The sequence below is a fragment of the Polyangium sp. 6x1 genome (assembly GCF_029946515.1).
GTDB lineage: Bacteria > Myxococcota_A > Polyangia > Polyangiales > Polyangiaceae > Polyangium.
Genome location: NZ_JARZHH010000002.1, coordinates 319,959 through 337,521, shown reverse-complemented (window position 1 = coordinate 337,521; position 17,563 = coordinate 319,959). Strand labels below are relative to the sequence as shown.

Here is a 17,563-nt window from a genome sequence, read left to right as displayed (position 1 = left end):
ATGACCGGCGAATTCGACCTCGTGGTGCGCGGAGGCGACGTCATCGACGGCACCGGCAGGGCACGCTTTGCGGCCGACGTCGGCGTCAAGGAAGGCCGCGTCGCGGCGCTCACGGTCCCGGGCGCGATCACGGGCAAGGAGACGCTCGACGCCCGCGGCCTCGTCGTCGCGCCGGGCTTCGTCGACATCCACTCGCACGCCGACTGGCTGCTTCCCCTCGGCGATCACGGCGAGATCCTCGCGCCGATGCTGCGCCAGGGCGTGACCACGCTCGTCGTGGGCAACTGCGGTCACTCGCTCGCACCGGTCACCGAAGAGTCCACCCGCCTCGCCGACGCGTCCTCGGAGATCCTGCGCGACCGCGCGTTCCCCTACGCGTGGCGCTCGACCGCCGAGATGCTCGACGCGATCGAGGCGCGCGGCGTCGCCTTCAACGTGGCGTTCCTCGCGGGGCACGGGACGATCCGTCAATCGGTGATGGGCAACGCGCCCCGCGCGCCCTCGCCGAGCGAGCTCGACGCGCTCCGGCGCGCGACACGCGAAGCCTTGCGGGAAGGCGCCTTCGGCCTCTCCGCGGGCCTCGCCTACAAGCCGGGCGTGTTCGCGCAATCGGACGAGCTTGCCTCGCTGTGCAGCGTCGTCGCCGAGGAGGGCGCGATCTTCACGGTGCACGGCCGCGCCTACGTTTGGATCTCGCCCTTCTACAAGCCGATGCTCCTCGGCGCGCCGCACAACGTGCGCTCCGTCGACGAGCTCGTCACGGCGGCGAAGCGCGGCGGCGCGCGCCTCCAGCTCTCGCACCAGATCTTCATCGGCCGCCGCACCTGGCGCACCTACCGCACCGTGCTCCGGCGCATCGAGGAGGCCGTCGCATCCGGCGTCGACGTCGCCTTCGACGCCTTCCCCTACACCGTCGGCAACACGACCATCAACGCGATCCTGCCCGCGTGGGTGCTCGATCATTTCGAGGAGCGCATCCGCGACCCCAAGGTCCTCGCACGTCTCCGGCGCGAGTTCGCGATGTTCCGCCTCGCGCTCGGCCTCGACTGGTCCGACATCACCGTCACCTGGGGCGGCGGCAAGGCCTCGCTCGAACCGCTCGAAGGCCTCGACATCGCCGCGATCGCGCGCCGCCTCGGCGTCTCGCCCTTCGACGCGTACGTCCACGTCTCGCGGGAGAGCTCCGGCGCGGCGCGTGTCCTCATCGGCACCTACTCCGGCGACGACACGCACGAAGAGCCGCTCCGCGCCGTCCTCTCGCACCGGCTCTGCGCCTTCGAGACCGACGCGATCCTCACGCGCCGCGGCCGCTTCCACAACCCCGCCTCCTTCGGCACCTTTCCTCGCGTGCTCGGCCGCTACAGCCGCGATCTCGGCCTCTTCTCGCTCGAAGAGGCCGTCCGCCGCATGACCTCGTTCCCCGCCGAGCGTGTGGGTTTGCCGGGCATCGGCCGCCTCGCGCCCGGCTACGCGGCCGACCTCGTGCTCTTCGATCCGCGCTTGGTCGGCGAAGGCGGTTCGAACGCGCCGCCTGTCGGCATCGACAAGGTCGTCCTCGGCGGCCACGTCGTCGTGGATCGCGGCGCGACGCGGCTCGACCGGCCGCGCGGTCGCGTCTTGCGGCGGCGCTAGCCGGATCGTGCGGAACGCCTCTCCCGGCCTGGCGAAGGCCTGCTAGAGTCCGGCGCTCCCTGCGCCTCGGCCGCAGGGATTCCCGACTCGACCGGATGATTCGTTCTCCCCGCACCCCCGTCGCGATCCTGGGCGCTGGCCTGACTGGCATGTCGGCGTCGTTCCACCTCGGCCGCGCGGGCGCGTCGCATCGCATCTTCGAGCGCCTCGGCCGTCCGGGCGGGCATGCGATCACGCTGGAGGACGAGGGCTACCGCTTCGATCGGACGGGCCACCTCCTGCACCTGCGCGACCCGGATCTTCGCGCGCTCGCGCTCGGCTGGATCGGCGACGACTGGGTCGAGGTCGAGCGCCGCTCACGCATCTGGTCGCACGGCACCTACACCCGCTACCCCTTCCAGGCGAACACCTTTGGCCTGCCGCCCGAGGTCGCCTACGAGTGCCTGCACGGGTTCGTCCGGGCGTACCATAACCCCGACAAACCGGCGCCCGCGAACTTCGAGGAGTTTTGCCTCCAGCATTTCGGCGAGGGGATCAGCAAGCATTTCATGATCCCCTACAACACGCGGCTCTGGGGCGTCTCTCCGCGGGAGATCACGGCCGCGTGGTGCTCCCGGTTCGTACCTCTGCCCAGGCTCGAGGACGTGCTCGCGGGCGCGGTGGGGCTGAACGACCGGGAGCTCGGCTACAATGCCCGATTCGTCTATCCGCGGCTCGGCATCGGCAAGCTCGCGGAGGGCATGGCGAAGAGCCTGCCTGCGCGGATCGAGCTCGGCCGCGCGCCCGCCTCGATCGATTTCGCCGCGCGCGAGCTCCATTTCGAGGACGAGACCGTCCCGTACGACGTGCTCGTCTCCACGGCGCCCTTGCCCGTGCTCGTCGAGCGCCTCGCGGGCGCACCGGCGAGCGTCGTGGAAGCGGCGCGACGCCTGCGCTGCACGCACCTTTATTACCTCGACGTCGCGCTCGACGGCCCTTGCGGAGAGCCGCTCCACTGGGTGTACGTACCCGAGGAAAAATATCCGTTTTACCGGGTCGGCTGTTACTCGAATTTTTCCGACGCGATGGCCCCGCCCGGCAAGGCGAGCCTCTACGTGGAGCTCGCGGATCGCGGCGAGCCCGACCTCCAGGCGCTCTTGCCCCGCGTCGCCGACGGCCTCACCGAGATGCGGCTCATCGATTCGCCGAGGCAGATCCGCTTCGCGCGGGTGCGCCGCATCGACCATGCGTACGTGATCTTCGACCACGCGTATTTCGAGTCGCTCGAGGTCGTCTTGCCGTTCCTCGAACGGAACGGCATCGTGACCGCGGGCCGCTACGGCGGATGGAATTACTCGTCGATGGAGGACGCCCTGCGGTTCGGCCGTGACGCCGCGTCGAAGGCGATCTCCTCTCTCGGCGAAGGGGCGGCGAAGGAGCCGTGAGCCCGATGGATCCCCGGATATCGATCGTCATCCCGGTCTACAACGAGGAGGCCATCCTCCACGCCGCGGTCGTCGACCTGCGCGAGCGGCTGCGCCCCTTCGATTGGTCCTACGAGATCGTCCTCGCCGAGAATGGCTCGCGCGACCGCACGGTCGAGATCGCGGCCGAGCTCGCCGCGAAGTACCCCGAGGTCCGCTTCTTCTCGTTCGGCGAGCCGAACTACGGCGGCGCCTTGCGACGGGGCATCGTCGAGGAGGCGCGCGGCGAGATCGTCATCTGCGACGAGATCGACCTCTGCGACGCCGACTTTCACAAGCGCGCGGTGGACCTGCTCGCCACGGGCTCCGCCGACATGGTGATCGGCTCGAAACTCCTCGACGGCTCGGCGGATGAGCGCCCGCTCGCGCGGCACGCGGCCAGCATCTTCTACAACGGCCTGCTGCGCGTGACGCTCGGCTTCCAGGGCACGGACACACACGGGCTCAAGGCGTTCACGCGGCGCACGCTCCTGCCGATCGCGCGCGCGTGCGTCGTCGAGAAGGACGTCTTCGCGAGCGAGTTCGTGATCCGCGCCTACCGCGCGGGCCTGTCGATCCAGGAGATCCCCGTCCGCGTGAAGGAAAAGCGTCCCCCCTCGATCAACCTCGCCAAGCGCGTGCCGAACGTGCTGAAGAGCCTCGCGAAGCTCACCTGGGCGATCCGGATCAAGGGCTAGTCGCAGGGCCGACCGAGCCGAGCACGCGCCTCTGCGACCCTCGCCGCGGCGTGCTATGACGCGCACCATGCCGCGCCCCGTCAACAGCTCCGGAAAGGTAGAACCTCGACGATCCGACCACGACGTCGACATCGTCGTGATCGGCGGCGGCGTGAATGGGACGGGCGTCGCGCGCGACGCGTCGATGCGCGGCCTCCGGGTCGCGCTGCTCGAGCGCAACGACCTCGCCTTCGGCGCGAGCGGCAACAACAGCGGCCTCATCCACGGCGGCCCGCGGTACATGCTGAACGACCCGAACGTGACGGCGACCTCGTGCCGCGACTCGGGCTACATCCAGCGCATCGCGCCGCACATGCTGCACCGCGTCCCGTTCTTGATGCCGGTCGAGAACAAGGGCCGCGCGAAGATCATGTTCGCCCTCATCGACGCCTTTTTCGAGGCGTACGACCGCTACCAGCCGCTGAAGCGCGGCAAGAAACACGCGCTGCTCACGGCCGAGGAGATGCAGCAGCTCGAGCCGGGGCTGCGCGGCAACATCGTCGGCGGCATCAGCTTCGACGAGTGGGGCATCGACGGCGCGCGGCTCTGCGCGGCGAACGCCGTCGACGCGGGCGAGCGCGGCGCGCGCATCCTCGTCGGCTGCACGGTCGAGCGCATCGAGCGGCGCGAGGACACGGGCGAGGTCGTCGCCGTGCACTACCGCGATCGGCGCACGGGCGGTGTGGGCAAGCTGCGCACGGGCACGGTCATCAACGCGACGGGCGCGTGGGCCCCGATCACGGCTTCGCTCGGCCGCATCGCGCCGACGCGCGCGCGCGTCCGCCCCGGCAAGGGCATCCACATCGTCTACGACCGGCGCCTCTTGAACTACGCGGTCGCCGCGCAGACCATCGACGATCGGCAGATCTTCGTCGCGCCCTGGCAGAACATGACGATCGTCGGCACGACCGACGACGACTTCTACGGCGACCTCGATCAGGTCCGCGCGACGAGCGAGGAGGTGCGTTACCTCGTGCAAGGCGTCGCGCGGGTCTTCCCGCAGATCCACACGGCGCGCGCGATCGGCACCTACGCCGGCGTGCGGCCCACGCTCTACGCCTACGGCCCGCACGAGGATCGGCTCTCGCGTGAGCACCAGATCATCGACCACGGAGGCCACGGCGCGCCGGGCGTCTACTCGATGGTCGGCGGCAAGCTCGCGAGTTATCGCATCTTCGCCGAGGAGATGACCGACGTCCTCGCGGCGCGCTTCGACATCGGCGCGCGCTGCGCCACGCACGAGCGCCCGCTTCCCGGCGGCGACAAACCCGTCGACGCGATCGAGCTCGCCGCGCGCATGGAGATCGATCCTGTCGCGGCGCGGCGTCTCGTGTTCCGTCACGGCTCGCGCTCGCTCCACATCGCCGAGCGCGTTCAAGAGCGCCCGCGCGAGGCGGCGATCGTCTGCGCATGCGAGCCGGTGATCGAGGCGGAGGTACGGCACGTCGTGCGAACCGAGTGGGCGCGTTCGGTCTCCGATGTCGCGCGGAGGACGCGGCTCGGCCTCGGCGCGTGCGGCGGCATGCGGTGCGCCGCGCGGTGCGGGCAGATCGTCGCACAGGAGCTCGACCTCCCGCCGCGCGAGGGCCTCCAGCAAGCGGCACGTTTCCTCGCGCGCCAGGCGCAGACACGCGCCGTCGCGCTCGGGCCCGAGCAGGCGCAGCAGGAAGCGCTGGCGATCGCCGCTGTTCGCGCCGAGCTCGGCGTCGACGTGCGTGATCTCGACGAAGGCGAGGCCGCGTGAGCCGCCGCGTCCTCGTGCTCGGCGCGGGCATCGCGGGCCTCTCGGCCGCGTTCGCCGCGAAAAAAAGCGGTGCCGACGTCGTCCTCGTCTCGGCCGGCGCGGGCGCGAGCTCGCTCGGCGGAGGCGCCGTCGACGACGTCCCCTGGGAAGAGCGCATGCACGCGGCGCGCGTGCTCGGCAGCCCCATCGAGCTCCACACGCTGCCGCCGGAGGTCGCCGCGTTCTCGAACGCGCTCGGCGTCTGGGACCTCCCGGATCGGGCGCCGCCGCCGTTCGTCGCGACGATCGCGGGCCGCCTGCGCCCCGCGCGCGGCCGCGACAAGGGCCTGCTCGACCTCGGCGCGCTCCGCGGCAAACGCGTGCTCTTGCCCCGCGCCCCGCGCGCCGGCTGGGACGCCGACGCGATCGCCGCGACGCTCTCCGACGACCCGCTCGCGCGCCGCACGGGCTTGCGCTTCGAGGCCATCGACGCGTCGATCCTGCGCTTCGCGGACGAGGCGCGCATCTCCGACGGCGATCTCGCGGCGCGGCACGACGATCCGGCGCGGCTCGCCTGGCTCGTCGAGCGCCTGCGCGAAGCGACCACCACCGACGCGCGGCTTCACCCGAACGAACCCGCCTCCGCCGTGTTGCTCGGCTCCTGGCTCGGTGCGCGCGCGGCCCGCGCGGAGGAGCTCTCCGCGCTCGCCGGTCTTCCCGTCGGCGAAGCGCTCGTCGGCGTGGGATCCGCCGCGGGTCTGCGCTTCGAGGCTGCGCAGAAAAAATTCCTCGACGCGCTCGGCGTGCAGCGCATCGTCGATCGCGCCGTGTCGCTCGACCGCGACGGCGATGGAATCCACCTCCTGCGTGCGCGTGACACCGCCAAGATCACCGCGGACGCGGCCGTGATCGCGATGGGTGGCGTCGTGGGCGGCGGCATCGTCTACGAGCCGCCCGAGCACGGGGCCGGCGAGGATCTCCCCGCGCGTGGCGCCGTCCCCTTCGCGCTCTCGCTTGACGCGCCCGTCGCGCTCGCGCTCGACCGCGGGCCGCTCGACGTCGTCGCCTCCATGCATGGCCCCGAGCTCGACCAGACCGCGTGGCCCAAGGACGCCGCGCCTTCCACGCTCGAGGCCGTCGGCATCCACGCGCCCGGCGGCCGCGCCGCGCCCGGCATCTTCGCCGCGGGCGACGTCCTCGCGGCTCGCCCGCGCACCCTTCTCGAAGCCGTCGCTTCGGGCCTGCGCGCGGGCCGCGCTGCCGCTCTTTCGGCCTAACGCGGCGCCGCGCCGAGCCTCTCGATCAGCATCTTGTAGCCGGTCGCCAGCACGAAATCGGAGCCCTTCGTCGGGTCCGTCGGCACCTCGCGCGAAGGCCCCGTATCGTCCGCGGTCGCTCGCACGATCGGCCCGCGCGCCACGTTCGTATTCCCGGTCCCGCCTCCTGCTTCGGCAGTCAGATGCCCATCGAGATCGCTCTCGCGCACCACCTCGCCGGGTTGCAGCGGGCGGTGCGCCTCGACGCGCACGTCGGGCTGGATCCCTTGCGCCTGGATCGATCGCCCGCTCGGCGTGTAGTACCGCATCGTCGTCAGCCGCATCCCTGCGCCGCCCGGCAGATCGAAGATCGTCTGCACGCTCCCCTTGCCGAACGTCGACGAACCGATCACCGACGCGCGCCGGTTGTCCTGCAGCGCGCCTGCGACGAGCTCCGACGAGCTCGCGGAGTACTCGTTCACGAGCGTCACGATCGGCAAGCTCGCGAGCGCGCCGCCGCCGTTCGCCTTCACCTCGTCGATCACCTTGCCTCGATGCCGCGTCGTGTAGATGACGCCCGTGTCGAGCATCTCGTCGGCCACGGCCTCGGCCTCGTCGACGAGCCCGCCGGGGTTGTTGCGCATGTCGAGCAGCACGCCGCGCAGCGGCCGCGAGCTCTCGGCGCGGAGCTTCGCCGTCACGCGCAAAAGCTCGTCGTGCGTCCCGGCCTGGAATTGCCGCAGCTTCAGGTACGCGATGTCGCTGTCGAGCCGCTTGCCCACCACGCTCGCCACGCGGATCTCCTCGCGCGCGAGGTCGAGCTGGATCGCCTCCGTCACGCCTTGACGACGCAGCGTGAGCCGCACACGCGAACCTGCGGGACCGCGCATCAATCCGATGATCTTCTCGAGCCGCTCGCCGCGCACGGGTTTGCCCTCGATCGCCACGATCTCGTCGCCTGGCTTCACGCCGGCGCGCGCGGCGGGCGAGCCTTCCATCGGCGCGAGCACCGTCACGCGCTCGTCGCGGAAGTCGACCTCGACGCCGATGCCGCCGAATTTCCCCTCGGTATCGCTCTGGAAGAGCGCGTACTCCTGCGGGGTCATGTACGCCGAGTGGGGGTCGAGCTCGGCGACCATCCCCTTGATCGCACCCTCGACGATTTTATTTCGCTGCGCTGGATCGACGTAGTGGTTCTCGACGAGCACGAGGACCCAGGAGAGCTGGTCGAACGGGTCGTAGGGGCTACTCGACTGGTTCCTCGCGTGTACGACCTGGCTCGTCACGGCGCCGCCGGCGAAGGCGGCAAGCACGAGTCCGGCGGTCCGGAGCCATCGGGGAGCGGACATGCGCATGCCCCGACCATAGCAGCCCGCGGCCTGGATCACGGCCTGGTCGAGAGGGCCCGCGAGCCGGGCGAGGGGCCCCCGTTCGTGACGCGTGCCCGCCTGGGGGAGCAAAATCCAGGCACGCCCCGGAGAAGCTCGTCCCAAGCAACGGCGCGTTGCTTTGTCCAACCGGCCATGTTCGGTTATGTTCGCGCGCCTGAACGTGGCTCGGGGCGCTCATCGGGGAGACCGTCGGGGGCACGGCACCCTTCCGTGGGGCCTTCCTCTCGGCGATCCCTCGCTCCCGGCCACGGACCTCGGGCACATCACACCTTCGCGCTCCTCGTCGGACTCACGGAAGTCGTGCGTGGTCCGACCGTGGCGGGACCCGCCCAGGGCGCCCTCCCTTCGTTTCACGCACCAGCGAGCCAGCCAAGATGGGCAAACCGACGGATCGTGAGCTCGTGGAGCAGGCACGCGCCGGGAACGCGCAAGCGTTCGGGACGCTCGTGCAGCGTTACCAGCGGCGCATCTTCCGCCTCGCGTTCCACCTCGTGCGTACGGGCGCGGAGGCCGAGGACGTGACGCAAGAGACCTTCGTCCGCGCCTACCAGGCGCTCGACCGCTTCGACGGCCGAAGCGAGCCTTTCACCTGGCTCTACCGGATCGCCGTCAACCTCTCGCTCAACACCATCCGCGCTCGCAAGCCGAAGCGCGACGCGGTGCCCGCGGACGACCCGCGCATCGAGCCGCTCCTCGCGGAGCACCGCTCGTCGCACGGCTCGGATCCGGCGCGGATCGCGCAGGAGCGTCAGCTCACGAAGGCGCTGTGCGAGGGCATCGACAAGCTGTCGGACACGCTCCGGACCACGTTGGTCCTCGTGTGCATCGACGGCATGGGCCATGAAGAGGCCGCGCGGGTGCTCGATTGTCCCGAGGGCACGGTCGCCTGGCGCGTGCACGAAGCGCGGCGCAAGCTGCGCGAGCACCTCGAAAAGCAAGGGTTTGGAGGGGACGCGGCATGAGCCCCCAAGACAAGACCGACAAGACCGATCTCGGTGCCAAGGTCGACGAGCTGCTCGGCTCCTGGCCCGCGCCGCATTTGGATGACGCGGCGTGGGAGGCGCGAGCGGCTTCGATCGTCGCGGCTGCAGAGGCCGCTCCGCGCGCGGACGACGCGGCGCTCACGGCGCTGCTCGCACCGCCTTCGCTATCGCCCGAGGGGGGAGAGGCAGAACGCTTGGTTGCTTTGGAGGGCCCCGCGCGGCCTGTCCTTTCAGGAGAAAGAACGATGTCTCAGCAGGATTCGAACCCCGGGTCGTCGTCGGTCAAGCCCCCGGAGAGCATGCCCACGAGCGCGGCGACCTCCAAGCGTCCTTCGCTGAAGGAGCTCGCCGCGCGGGCCAGCCAAGCGGGTGCGTCCCGCCCGAGCATCCCGGGCCCGAGCTCGATCCCGCCGGCAGCGATCAGCAAGCCCCCGTCGGAGGTGCCGCCGCCCGCGCCCGTCTCGCGCACGCCGCTTCCCTCTGCGCCGCCCCCGAGGGCCTCGGAGGCCAGCAAGGAAGACTCGGGCGTCGTCGACCTGAACCTCATCAACAAGACGGCGACGGCCGAACAGATCGCGGCGGCGGAGAAGGCCAAGCCCGCGGCGCACGACCTCGCGTTCGAGGGCGACGACAAGGTCGCGGCGGCGACCGCGGGCAACGTGAAGAACCTCGCCGAGGCGCGCGAGAAGAAGGCCGAAAAGAAGGGCGGCGGCGCGATGTGGGGCCTGCTCGTCGCGGTCGTCGGCATCGCCGCGGGCGCCGTGATCCTGATGCGTGGTCAGTCGCCGAAGGAGAACACGACCACGGCGAACGTCGGGCAGGACAAACCGGCCGTCGTGGCCGAGGCGCCGAAGCCGGTCGAGCAGAAGATTGCCGAGGCGCCGCCGCCGGCGTCGACGGGTTTGTCGCTGGACTCGCTCCCGACGGAGCCCTCGGCAGACACGCAGAAGCCCGCGCAGCCGACGGGCGGCGGAGCGGCGGATCCGAAGGTCGCCGCAGCCACGCCTCCTGCGGGCACCGCGGCGCCGACGCCCACGGGCCCGACCGGTCCGGCCCCGACGATCGGCGCGAAGCCGGGTGATCTCGCGGGCGCGATGGCGCAGGCCGTCGGTGGTTCGGCCGAGAAGAACGACGGGACCGGCGAGATGGTCCCCGCGGCGGGCGGCAACAAAGGCGGCAACCAGACGATCCCGGAGCAGCCGTCGCAGGGCTCGGTCGCGAGCGCCATCGGCGCGGTGATGCCGGGCGCGAAGGCGTGCGTCGCGGGCGCAGACGACGTGTCTCGCGCGCAGATCACGTTCTCGTCGAGCGGCACCGTGACGAACGTCAGCGTGACGGGCTGGGCCGCGAGCAACGGGCAGAGCGGGTGCGTCAAGGCTGCGCTGAAGGGCGCGAACGTCGGCGCCTTCTCGAAGCCCTCGTTCACCGTCGGTGCGACGATCCGGCCCTGAACGGCCGTACCGCGCCGGCCGGCCCCGGGCTTCGTGGTTCGGCCGGCGCGACGGATCGTGCGGAATAACGTGTATCTCGCCTTGACAGGCGGGACCCTCCGAATAGACTCCGCCCCCCCATGGTCTCCGCAACGCAGCAAAGCAGCCGCATCCGCAAGCGGAAGTCGCGGCGCGAAGGCACCGCCCGCAAGCGCGAGCTCCGCGCCCACGGCACGCCGAAGTTTCCGATCCACCTCGAGGGTTACGACCCGAACGCGCCCGATGCCCCCCGCACGGCGGTGGCGAGCGCGCCCGCGAAGAAGTAGGGATTTGCTCCATGGCCAATCACGCATCTGCCGAGAAGCGCAACCGTCAGCGCATCAAGAGGACGGCTCGTAACCGCGCCGCCAAGTCCGCCCTCCGCACCGAGCTGAAGAAGGCTCGCGCGACCATCACGGCCACCCCCGCGGACGCGACCAAGATCGTTCGTGAGGCCATCGGCGCGCTCGATGGAGCGGCGCACAAGGGCACGATCCCCCGCAAGCGCGCCTCGCGCCTGCAGGGCCGCCTCGCCCGCGCGCTGCACAAGGCCAGCAAGGCCGCGTAGCTGATCCTCGGCCCCGGCCGAGCACGCATCGGACCGCTACACACCTCGAAGTTTCGAGGCGTGCGGCGGTTTGTTGCATTTTGTCCTCGAAAAACCGATGCCCTCCCCTCTCCGTGAGGGGTTTGGGGGCACGGCTCGGCTTGTCCGAGCGTAGCCCCCAAGCGGTAAACGAGGGGTCGGGGGTGCGATTGACGATGCGGCTCAGTGCGCGTCGGCCCAGGTCGGCCCCGCGCCCGCCTCGGCGACCAGCGGCACGTCGAGCGGGAACACCGACTCCATCACCTCGCGCACCTTCGCCTTCGCCTCTTCCACGCGCTCCGCGGGCACCTCGAACGTGAGCTCGTCGTGCACCGTCAGCACCATGCGCGCGCCCGGCACGACGGGTTCGCCGAGACGAACCATCGCGAGCTTGAGCAGATCCGCGCTCGAACCCTGGATCGGCGTGTTCTGCGCGATCCGCTCGGCGTACGCGCGTCGGCCGCGATCGGAGCTGTGCACGTCGGGGACCATGCGACGACGACCGAGCATCGTCTGCACGACCTGCGTGTGCCTCGCCTCCGTCATCGTGCGCTCCATGAACTCGTGCACGCCGCGGTAGCGCTGGAAGTACGCGTTGATGAAGCGCGCGGCCTCGACGCGCGGGATGTCGAGCCGCCTCGCGAGCGCGGCCTCGCCCATGCCGTAGATCACGCCGAAGTTGATGGTCTTGCTGCGCCGGCGCATCTCGGCCGTCACCTCCGAGGCCTCGACGCTGAAGATCTCCATCGCCGTGCGCGTGTGCACGTCCTGCCCCGTGCGGAAGGCGTCGACGAGCACCGGATCCTTCGACAGATGCGCGAGCACGCGCAGCTCGATCTGCGAGTAGTCGGCGGAGAGCACGACGAACCCCGGCGGCGCCACGAACGCGCGCCGGATGAGGCGGCCGAGCTCGGTCCGGATCGGGATGTTCTGCAGGTTCGGATCCTGCGACGAGAGGCGGCCCGTGGCCGCGACGGCCTGGCTCCAGCGCGTGTGGATGCGCCCGGTCTCCGGGTGCACGAGCTTCGGCAGCGCGTCGACGTACGTGCCCTTGAGCTTCGCGATCGCGCGATGTTCGAGCACGATGCCCGGCAGCGGGTGATCCTCGGAGAGCTGCTCGAGCACGTCCGCGTCCGTCGAGCGTCCGGTCTTCGTCTTGCGCAGGCTGCGCAGCTTCAGCTCGTCGAAGAGGATCGTCTCGAGCTGCCGCGGTGACGCGAGGTTCCACTCCTTGCCGGCGGCCTCGTGCGCACGTTTTTCGAGGACCGCGAGCTCCTTCGCCATCTCCTCGCCGAGCGACGCGAGCGCCTTCGGATCGACGAGGACGCCCGTGTACTCCATCTGCGCGAGCACCGACGCGAGGGGCAGCTCGATCTTCGTGAAGAGGTCGCCGAGGTGCGCGGCGTCGAGGCGCGGCGTCTGCTGCTCGGTGAGCGTGAGGACCACCTCGGGGAAGGCCGCGGCATACCCCGTCGCCAGCTCGATCTCCACGTCGTCGAGCGCGCGCTGCGCCTGCCCGCGCTTCTTCGGCGCGAGCTCCTCGAACGGCTGCATCTTCACGCCCGCGTCGCGCTCGGCCACGTCGGTGAGCTCGTGCGACGCCTCCGAGTCGAGCAGGTAACTCGCGAGCATCGTGTCGAACGTGACGCCGTGGAGCGACAGACCGTTGCGGCGCAAAAGGACGTCGACGAACTTCAGGTCGTGGCCGAGCTTCGCGATCGAAGGATCGCTCAGGATCGGGCCGAGCACCGCGGCGATGTCGGCCATGCCGAGCTGCGCGGGCACGCCGAGGTAGCGGTGGCCGATCGGCACGTAGACGCTCTGGCCACGCTCGTAGGCGAGCGCGAGGCCGCAGACGTGCGCGCGCATGGCCTCGCGTGAGGTCGCGTGGACCTCGATCGCGAGCTTGCCGGCCTTCTGCGCCTCGGCGGCGAACGCCGCGAGCTCGTCACGCGTGGCGATCGCGCGCCTGCTCCCGCCTACGGGCGCCGCGGCAGGCACGGCCTTGATGAAGCGCGTAAAGCCGAGCTCCGTGAAGAGGGTCCGCAGCCGCGCGACGTCCGCGCCGCCGTAACGAAGCGCCTCGAAGTCGAAGTCGACCTGCGCCTCCATGTGCAAGCTGACGAGCTTCTGCGACAGGCGCGCGTCGGCCTCGTGCTCGCGCAGGTTGTCGCGGATCTTCTGGCGCTTGACGCGATCGAGGCCGGTGTAGATCGCGTCGAGCGTGCCGAACTCCTTCAAGAGGTCCGCGGCCGTCTTCACGCCGACGCCGGGCACGCCGGGCACGTTGTCGCTCGTGTCGCCCACGAGCGCGAGCAGGTCGCGCAGCTGCGTCGGCGGCACGCCGAACTTCTCCTCGACCTCGGTCGGGCCGTAGACCTTGTCGCGCCCGTCCCAGAGCATCACGCGATCGGCGTCGACGAGCTGCATCAGGTCCTTGTCGCTGCTCACGATCACGACCCGGAGGCCACGCTCCTTCGCGCGCGCGACCGCGACCGCGAGCAGATCGTCGGCCTCGAGGCCCTCGGCGATGTAGATCGGGATGCGGTACGCCTCGACGATCTCCTTGCAGCGCGCCATCTGCACGTGAAGGTCCGGCGGCGGCGGCGGGCGATGCGCCTTGTACCGCTCGTCGAGATCGTCGCGGAACGTGCGCCCGGGCGAGTCCATCGCGACCGCGAGGAACGCCGGTTTGCGCTCGTCGACGAGCTTCGACAGCATGCTCACGGTGCCGTACACGGCGTGCGTGGGCTCGCCCGTGGGGCTCGTCAGGGGCGTCTGGATCGCGTGGTAGGCGCGGAAGACGTACCCCGAGAGGTCGATGATGTAGAGGACATCGGACGCGCCCGGCGGCGGCAGCTCGGCCTTGCGGGTGACCATGGGGCGAGCATGTAGCACGGTCGCGAGGCGGATAGGTCGAGCAGCCGATCGCTACCGCTCGATGCGCTCGCGCGTCACCGTCACCTCGGCGTTGCCCTCACCTTCACGCGCGACCGACACCGTGACGCGTGATCCGGCGGGCCCGCGGAGCCTCTGGATCGCGTCGGGGAGCGTCATCTCCAAAGCCGATACGCCGTCGATCTGGAGAAGACGATCGCCGCGCCGTAGCCCCGCCTTCGCGCCGGGCCCGTTCTCGACGAGCGACGAGATCACGATGCCGCTCGGCGAGGGCACGAGGATCGCGCCGATGCCTTCGAGCTCGCTCTCACTGCCGCCGTCGCCGCGCGATCGCAGCGTGATTTCCTCGCGGATGACCGACGCGCCGCGCGTGGTCAAACCCGGCACGATCCGGCTCTTGTAGCCGTCGCGCTCCACGCGCACGGAGAACGGCCCCGGCGGCACGCCCACGAGCGAGAACGCGCCCTCCGCGTCCGTCGTCACGGGCGCCGCGATGTCGAAGCCTCCGCCGCCCGCCACGCCGTCGAGCCGCACCGTCGCCCCCGCGATGGGCTTGCGCGTCTCCTCGTCGCGCACCGTCCCCGAGAGCGTCGCCGCGCGCGGCAGCGCGATCCGCACGTTGCGCACGGTTTGTCCGACCTCGACCTCCACGCTCTCGCTCTTGCCCGGCGGATGCCCCTCCGCGCTCGCGCCGAGCACGTACTTCCCGGCGGGGAGTTTTTCCAAACGGAACGCTCCCGCCGGATCGTCCACCTTCTTCGGCCGGCCTCGCACGCCGATGTCGACGCCCTCGGTGTTCGGCAAGAAGAGCTCGATCGTGAGGCGATACGAGGTCACCGGCGCGCCTTGCTCGTCGACGACCACGCCCTCGATCGCGCCGCCCTTGCCGAGCTTCACGACGTTGTCCTTGCCCGCCTCGACACGGATGCGCTCGGACGACGGGTGCTGCGAGTGATGCGCGACGACCATGCAACCCGCGGCCTCCGCGGGCAGCCGGAAATGACCTTCCATGTCGGTCGTCGTCGTGAGCTGCGCGCTTCGATCGTCGCAGCCGACGGCCGCGCGCGAGACGGGCTGTCCTTCCGCGTCGAGCACGGTCCCGGTCACGTCGTCGTCCGGCGGCTCGTCTTCCTTGGCGATCGCAGGCTTCGACGGCGCGCGCGGCGCGTCCGTCGTGCTCGCCGGCGTCGTCTCCACGGGCGGCGCGAGGGCCGCGGTGGTCGTACGCGGGCGCGGCGGGCGCGCAGGCGGCGCGCCGGGGCTCGGCAGCACGAGCCACACGAGCAGCGGCACGAGCAGCATCGCGACGAACGTCGCGAGCGCGAACGACCAGGCGCGCCGGGGCGCAGTCACGGCTCGACGCCCGTCCCCCCGCCGCCGGCGTCGGGCGCGGCGCTGCGGATATCGTCGAGCTCGCCGGGCGACGTCTCGCCGGCGGGGCCGAGCGCGGGTCCCTCGGGCTCCGCGGGCCACGGCGTCTCACTGGAGGAGCCGCCGCAGCCGAAGAGCGAAAGGACGAGCAGGGCGAGGAGGGAACGCGAACGCATGCGCGGACTATAACCGAGCCGAGGGAGCTCGGCCGGCAGGGACGCTAGCGCGTTTCGGCGAGGTTCGTACGCGCGATCCAGGCGCAGATCGCCGCGTTCAGGACGCACCACGCGACGAGCGCCACGCGGCCGAAGGGCCCGCCCGCGTCACCGAGCGCGACGAGCGAGAGCAGATACGCCCCCGTGCCCACGGAGATCCCCGCGATCGCCGGGCGCAGCCGCTTCATGCCGAAGCCCACCGCGGTGAGCGCGAACGGCACGAACGCGTTCGCGAGCGGCAAGAAGCGATGGAGCGAGACGCCCACGAGCAGGTCGAGGTCCGCGATCGGGCGCGCGGCGACGTCGACCCAGAAATCCGCGCGCGGCAGGAGCCACGGCGCGAAGAAGAAGAGCCCCGGGCCCGCGGCGAGCGCCGGCAGGAGGAAGTCGAGGCGCAGCGGGCTCTTCGCGTCCTTGTTCTTCTTGCGCGCCGCGCGCGCGACGAAGGCCGTCATCAGAACGAGCGCGACGAGGCGCGTGAACGCGTGCTGCTTCGTCACGGCCACGGCCGCCTCGGCCGCGTCGAGCACGCCCGCGCCGTAGAGGCGCTTTCCGCCGTCGGAGCTGTCGACCACGCGCGCGCTCTTCCGCAGCGCGTCCTCGACCGCGGCCGGATCGGTCACGCCGAGGCCCATCACGAGCGCGGCCGCGCCGGCGACGTGCGGCGAGGCCATCGACGTGCCGTTCCAGCCGGGGAACTGCTCGCACTTGTTGCGGCCCTTGTTGCACACCGTCTGCTGCACGACCTTCACGCCGGGCGCGGCGAGGTCCACGCCTTCGCCGCGCGACGAGAACGACGCGAGTTTGTCGCCCGGATCGGTCGCGCTCACGCCGATGACGCCGTCGGATGCGCCGGGAAACTGCACGCTGCCGCCGGTGTTGCCCGCGGCCGCGACGACCACGGCGCCCATGCTCGTCGCGTGGTCGATCGCCTTCTGGAGCACCTTCGAATTGCGCGGGCCGCCGAGGCTCAGGTTGATCACGTGCGCGCCATGATCGGCCGCCCAGCGGATGCCGTCGGCCACGTCCGCCGTCGTGCCCCAGCCGCTCTCGTTCAGCACCTTCACGGGCATGAGGCGCGCGCCGAACGCCACGCCCGACGCGCCGATCCCGTTGTTCGTCGACTGCGCGATCGTGCCGGCCACGTGCGTGCCGTGGCCCTGATCGTCGTTCGCATGCTCGTCGCCGGTCACGAAGTTCCAGCCCGCGACGCACTCGGTCGCGGCGAGGTCGGTGCCCTTCATGAACGGACCGTGATCTTCGCAGGCGATGCCCGTATCGACGACGGCGACGGTCACGCCGCGGCCGACCGAAAAATCCCACGCCCGCGGAGCGCCGATGCGCTCCATGTGCCACTGCTCGCCGGCGAGCGGGTCGTTCGGGACGAACGACGCACGCACGCGCGCGAGCGGCTCGGCGAACTCGACGCGTGGATCACGCGAGAGCCGGCCGAGCACGCTCGCCATGTCGCCCATGGGCACCGTGGCGATCTGGATCTTCGTCGTCGGCTCGAGCCGCGTCGGCGTGAACGAGAGCCCGAAGTCCGTGGCGAGCGAGAGCAGATCGGGCGCGTCGAGGTCGTCGCGAGCGTCCACCACGATCTGCCCCGGCACGTCCCAGCTCGTCTCGCCGAGATCGGCCGGCGTCGACAGGAACCCTTCCGTCGCGATGGCCACGGGCTCGTAGAGCGGGCCGAGCGCGTCGGCGTACGTGGAAGGCACGCCGCCCGCGCGCGAGGGATCCACGAGCGAGCGCTCGGGTCGCTGGGCGCTCGCGGCGCTTGCGGTGACGACGAGCGCGGATGCGACGAGCGTCGCGACGAGCGCGGTCGGGAGAGCGGCAGGCGTTCGCATGTCGCTA

General features: G+C 71.1%; 14 protein-coding genes. 9 read left to right on the top strand and 5 right to left on the bottom strand.

Features of this window, described 5'->3' with window-relative positions; translation table 11 throughout:
• From QHF85_RS04230 to QHF85_RS04210, 5 genes are all read left to right on the top strand, one after another.
• The gene (locus tag QHF85_RS04230; RefSeq protein ID WP_281325738.1) at positions 1 to 1,632 is read left to right on the top strand and encodes an amidohydrolase family protein; all 1,632 of its coding nucleotides are present in this window, start codon (positions 1 to 3) and stop codon (positions 1,630 to 1,632) included.
• A gap of 95 nt (positions 1,633 to 1,727) precedes the next feature.
• Entirely contained in the window at positions 1,728 to 3,056 is a 1,329-nt protein-coding gene (locus QHF85_RS04225; RefSeq protein WP_281325737.1) for an FAD-dependent oxidoreductase, read from the top strand.
• Positions 3,057 to 3,061: 5 nt separating this feature from the next.
• Positions 3,062 to 3,772, top strand: coding sequence for a glycosyltransferase family 2 protein (locus QHF85_RS04220; protein WP_281325736.1), 711 nt, complete (start codon positions 3,062 to 3,064; stop codon positions 3,770 to 3,772).
• 67 nt (positions 3,773 to 3,839) lie between these two features.
• Positions 3,840 to 5,555 carry a glycerol-3-phosphate dehydrogenase/oxidase gene (locus QHF85_RS04215; RefSeq protein ID WP_281325735.1) on the top strand — a complete coding sequence of 572 codons (1,716 nt, stop codon included), beginning with the start codon at positions 3,840 to 3,842 and terminating at the stop codon, positions 5,553 to 5,555.
• Entirely contained in the window at positions 5,552 to 6,811 is a 1,260-nt protein-coding gene (locus QHF85_RS04210) for an FAD-binding protein (RefSeq protein ID WP_281325734.1), read from the top strand. Before QHF85_RS04215 ends, QHF85_RS04210 begins: the two co-directional genes overlap by 4 nt.
• Here the strand turns inward: QHF85_RS04210 and QHF85_RS04205 are convergent.
• The gene (locus QHF85_RS04205) at positions 6,808 to 8,145 is read right to left on the bottom strand and encodes a S41 family peptidase (RefSeq protein ID WP_281325733.1); all 1,338 of its coding nucleotides are present in this window, start codon (positions 8,143 to 8,145) and stop codon (positions 6,808 to 6,810) included. The genes QHF85_RS04210 and QHF85_RS04205 overlap by 4 nt on opposite strands.
• 410 nt (positions 8,146 to 8,555) lie before the next feature.
• On the opposite strand from QHF85_RS04205, the gene QHF85_RS04200 reads away from it, so the two are divergent.
• The 4 genes from QHF85_RS04200 (at position 8,556) to rpsT (ending at position 11,201) form a co-directional block, all read left to right on the top strand.
• Positions 8,556 to 9,143, top strand: coding sequence for a sigma-70 family RNA polymerase sigma factor (locus tag QHF85_RS04200; RefSeq protein ID WP_153821614.1), 588 nt, complete (start codon positions 8,556 to 8,558; stop codon positions 9,141 to 9,143).
• Entirely contained in the window at positions 9,140 to 10,615 is a 1,476-nt protein-coding gene (locus QHF85_RS04195) for a hypothetical protein (protein ID WP_281325732.1), read from the top strand. Before QHF85_RS04200 ends, QHF85_RS04195 begins: the two co-directional genes overlap by 4 nt.
• A gap of 119 nt (positions 10,616 to 10,734) precedes the next feature.
• Entirely contained in the window at positions 10,735 to 10,920 is a 186-nt protein-coding gene (locus QHF85_RS04190; RefSeq protein ID WP_281325731.1) for a hypothetical protein, read from the top strand.
• Between the two features lie 11 nt (positions 10,921 to 10,931).
• A complete protein-coding gene (gene rpsT, locus QHF85_RS04185; RefSeq protein WP_281325730.1) occupies positions 10,932 to 11,201 on the top strand; it encodes a 30S ribosomal protein S20 in 270 nt (89 codons plus the stop codon).
• 201 nt (positions 11,202 to 11,402) lie between these two features.
• Here the strand turns inward: rpsT and polA are convergent, their stop codons facing one another.
• From polA to QHF85_RS04165, 4 genes are read right to left on the bottom strand one after another with little or no spacing between them, the layout of a single operon-like run.
• Positions 11,403 to 14,099, bottom strand: coding sequence for a DNA polymerase I (polA, locus tag QHF85_RS04180; RefSeq protein ID WP_281325729.1), 2,697 nt, complete (start codon positions 14,097 to 14,099; stop codon positions 11,403 to 11,405).
• A gap of 51 nt (positions 14,100 to 14,150) precedes the next feature.
• A complete protein-coding gene (locus QHF85_RS04175) occupies positions 14,151 to 15,470 on the bottom strand; it encodes a carboxypeptidase regulatory-like domain-containing protein (protein WP_281325728.1) in 1,320 nt (439 codons plus the stop codon).
• Positions 15,467 to 15,664, bottom strand: a complete 198-nt coding sequence (locus QHF85_RS04170) for a hypothetical protein (RefSeq protein WP_281325727.1) — start codon at positions 15,662 to 15,664, stop codon at positions 15,467 to 15,469. The genes QHF85_RS04175 and QHF85_RS04170 overlap by 4 nt, the downstream gene beginning before the upstream one ends.
• A gap of 44 nt (positions 15,665 to 15,708) precedes the next feature.
• Positions 15,709 to 17,556, bottom strand: a complete 1,848-nt coding sequence (locus QHF85_RS04165; protein ID WP_281325726.1) for a S8 family peptidase — start codon at positions 17,554 to 17,556, stop codon at positions 15,709 to 15,711.
• Between the last annotated feature and the right edge of the window lie 7 nt (positions 17,557 to 17,563).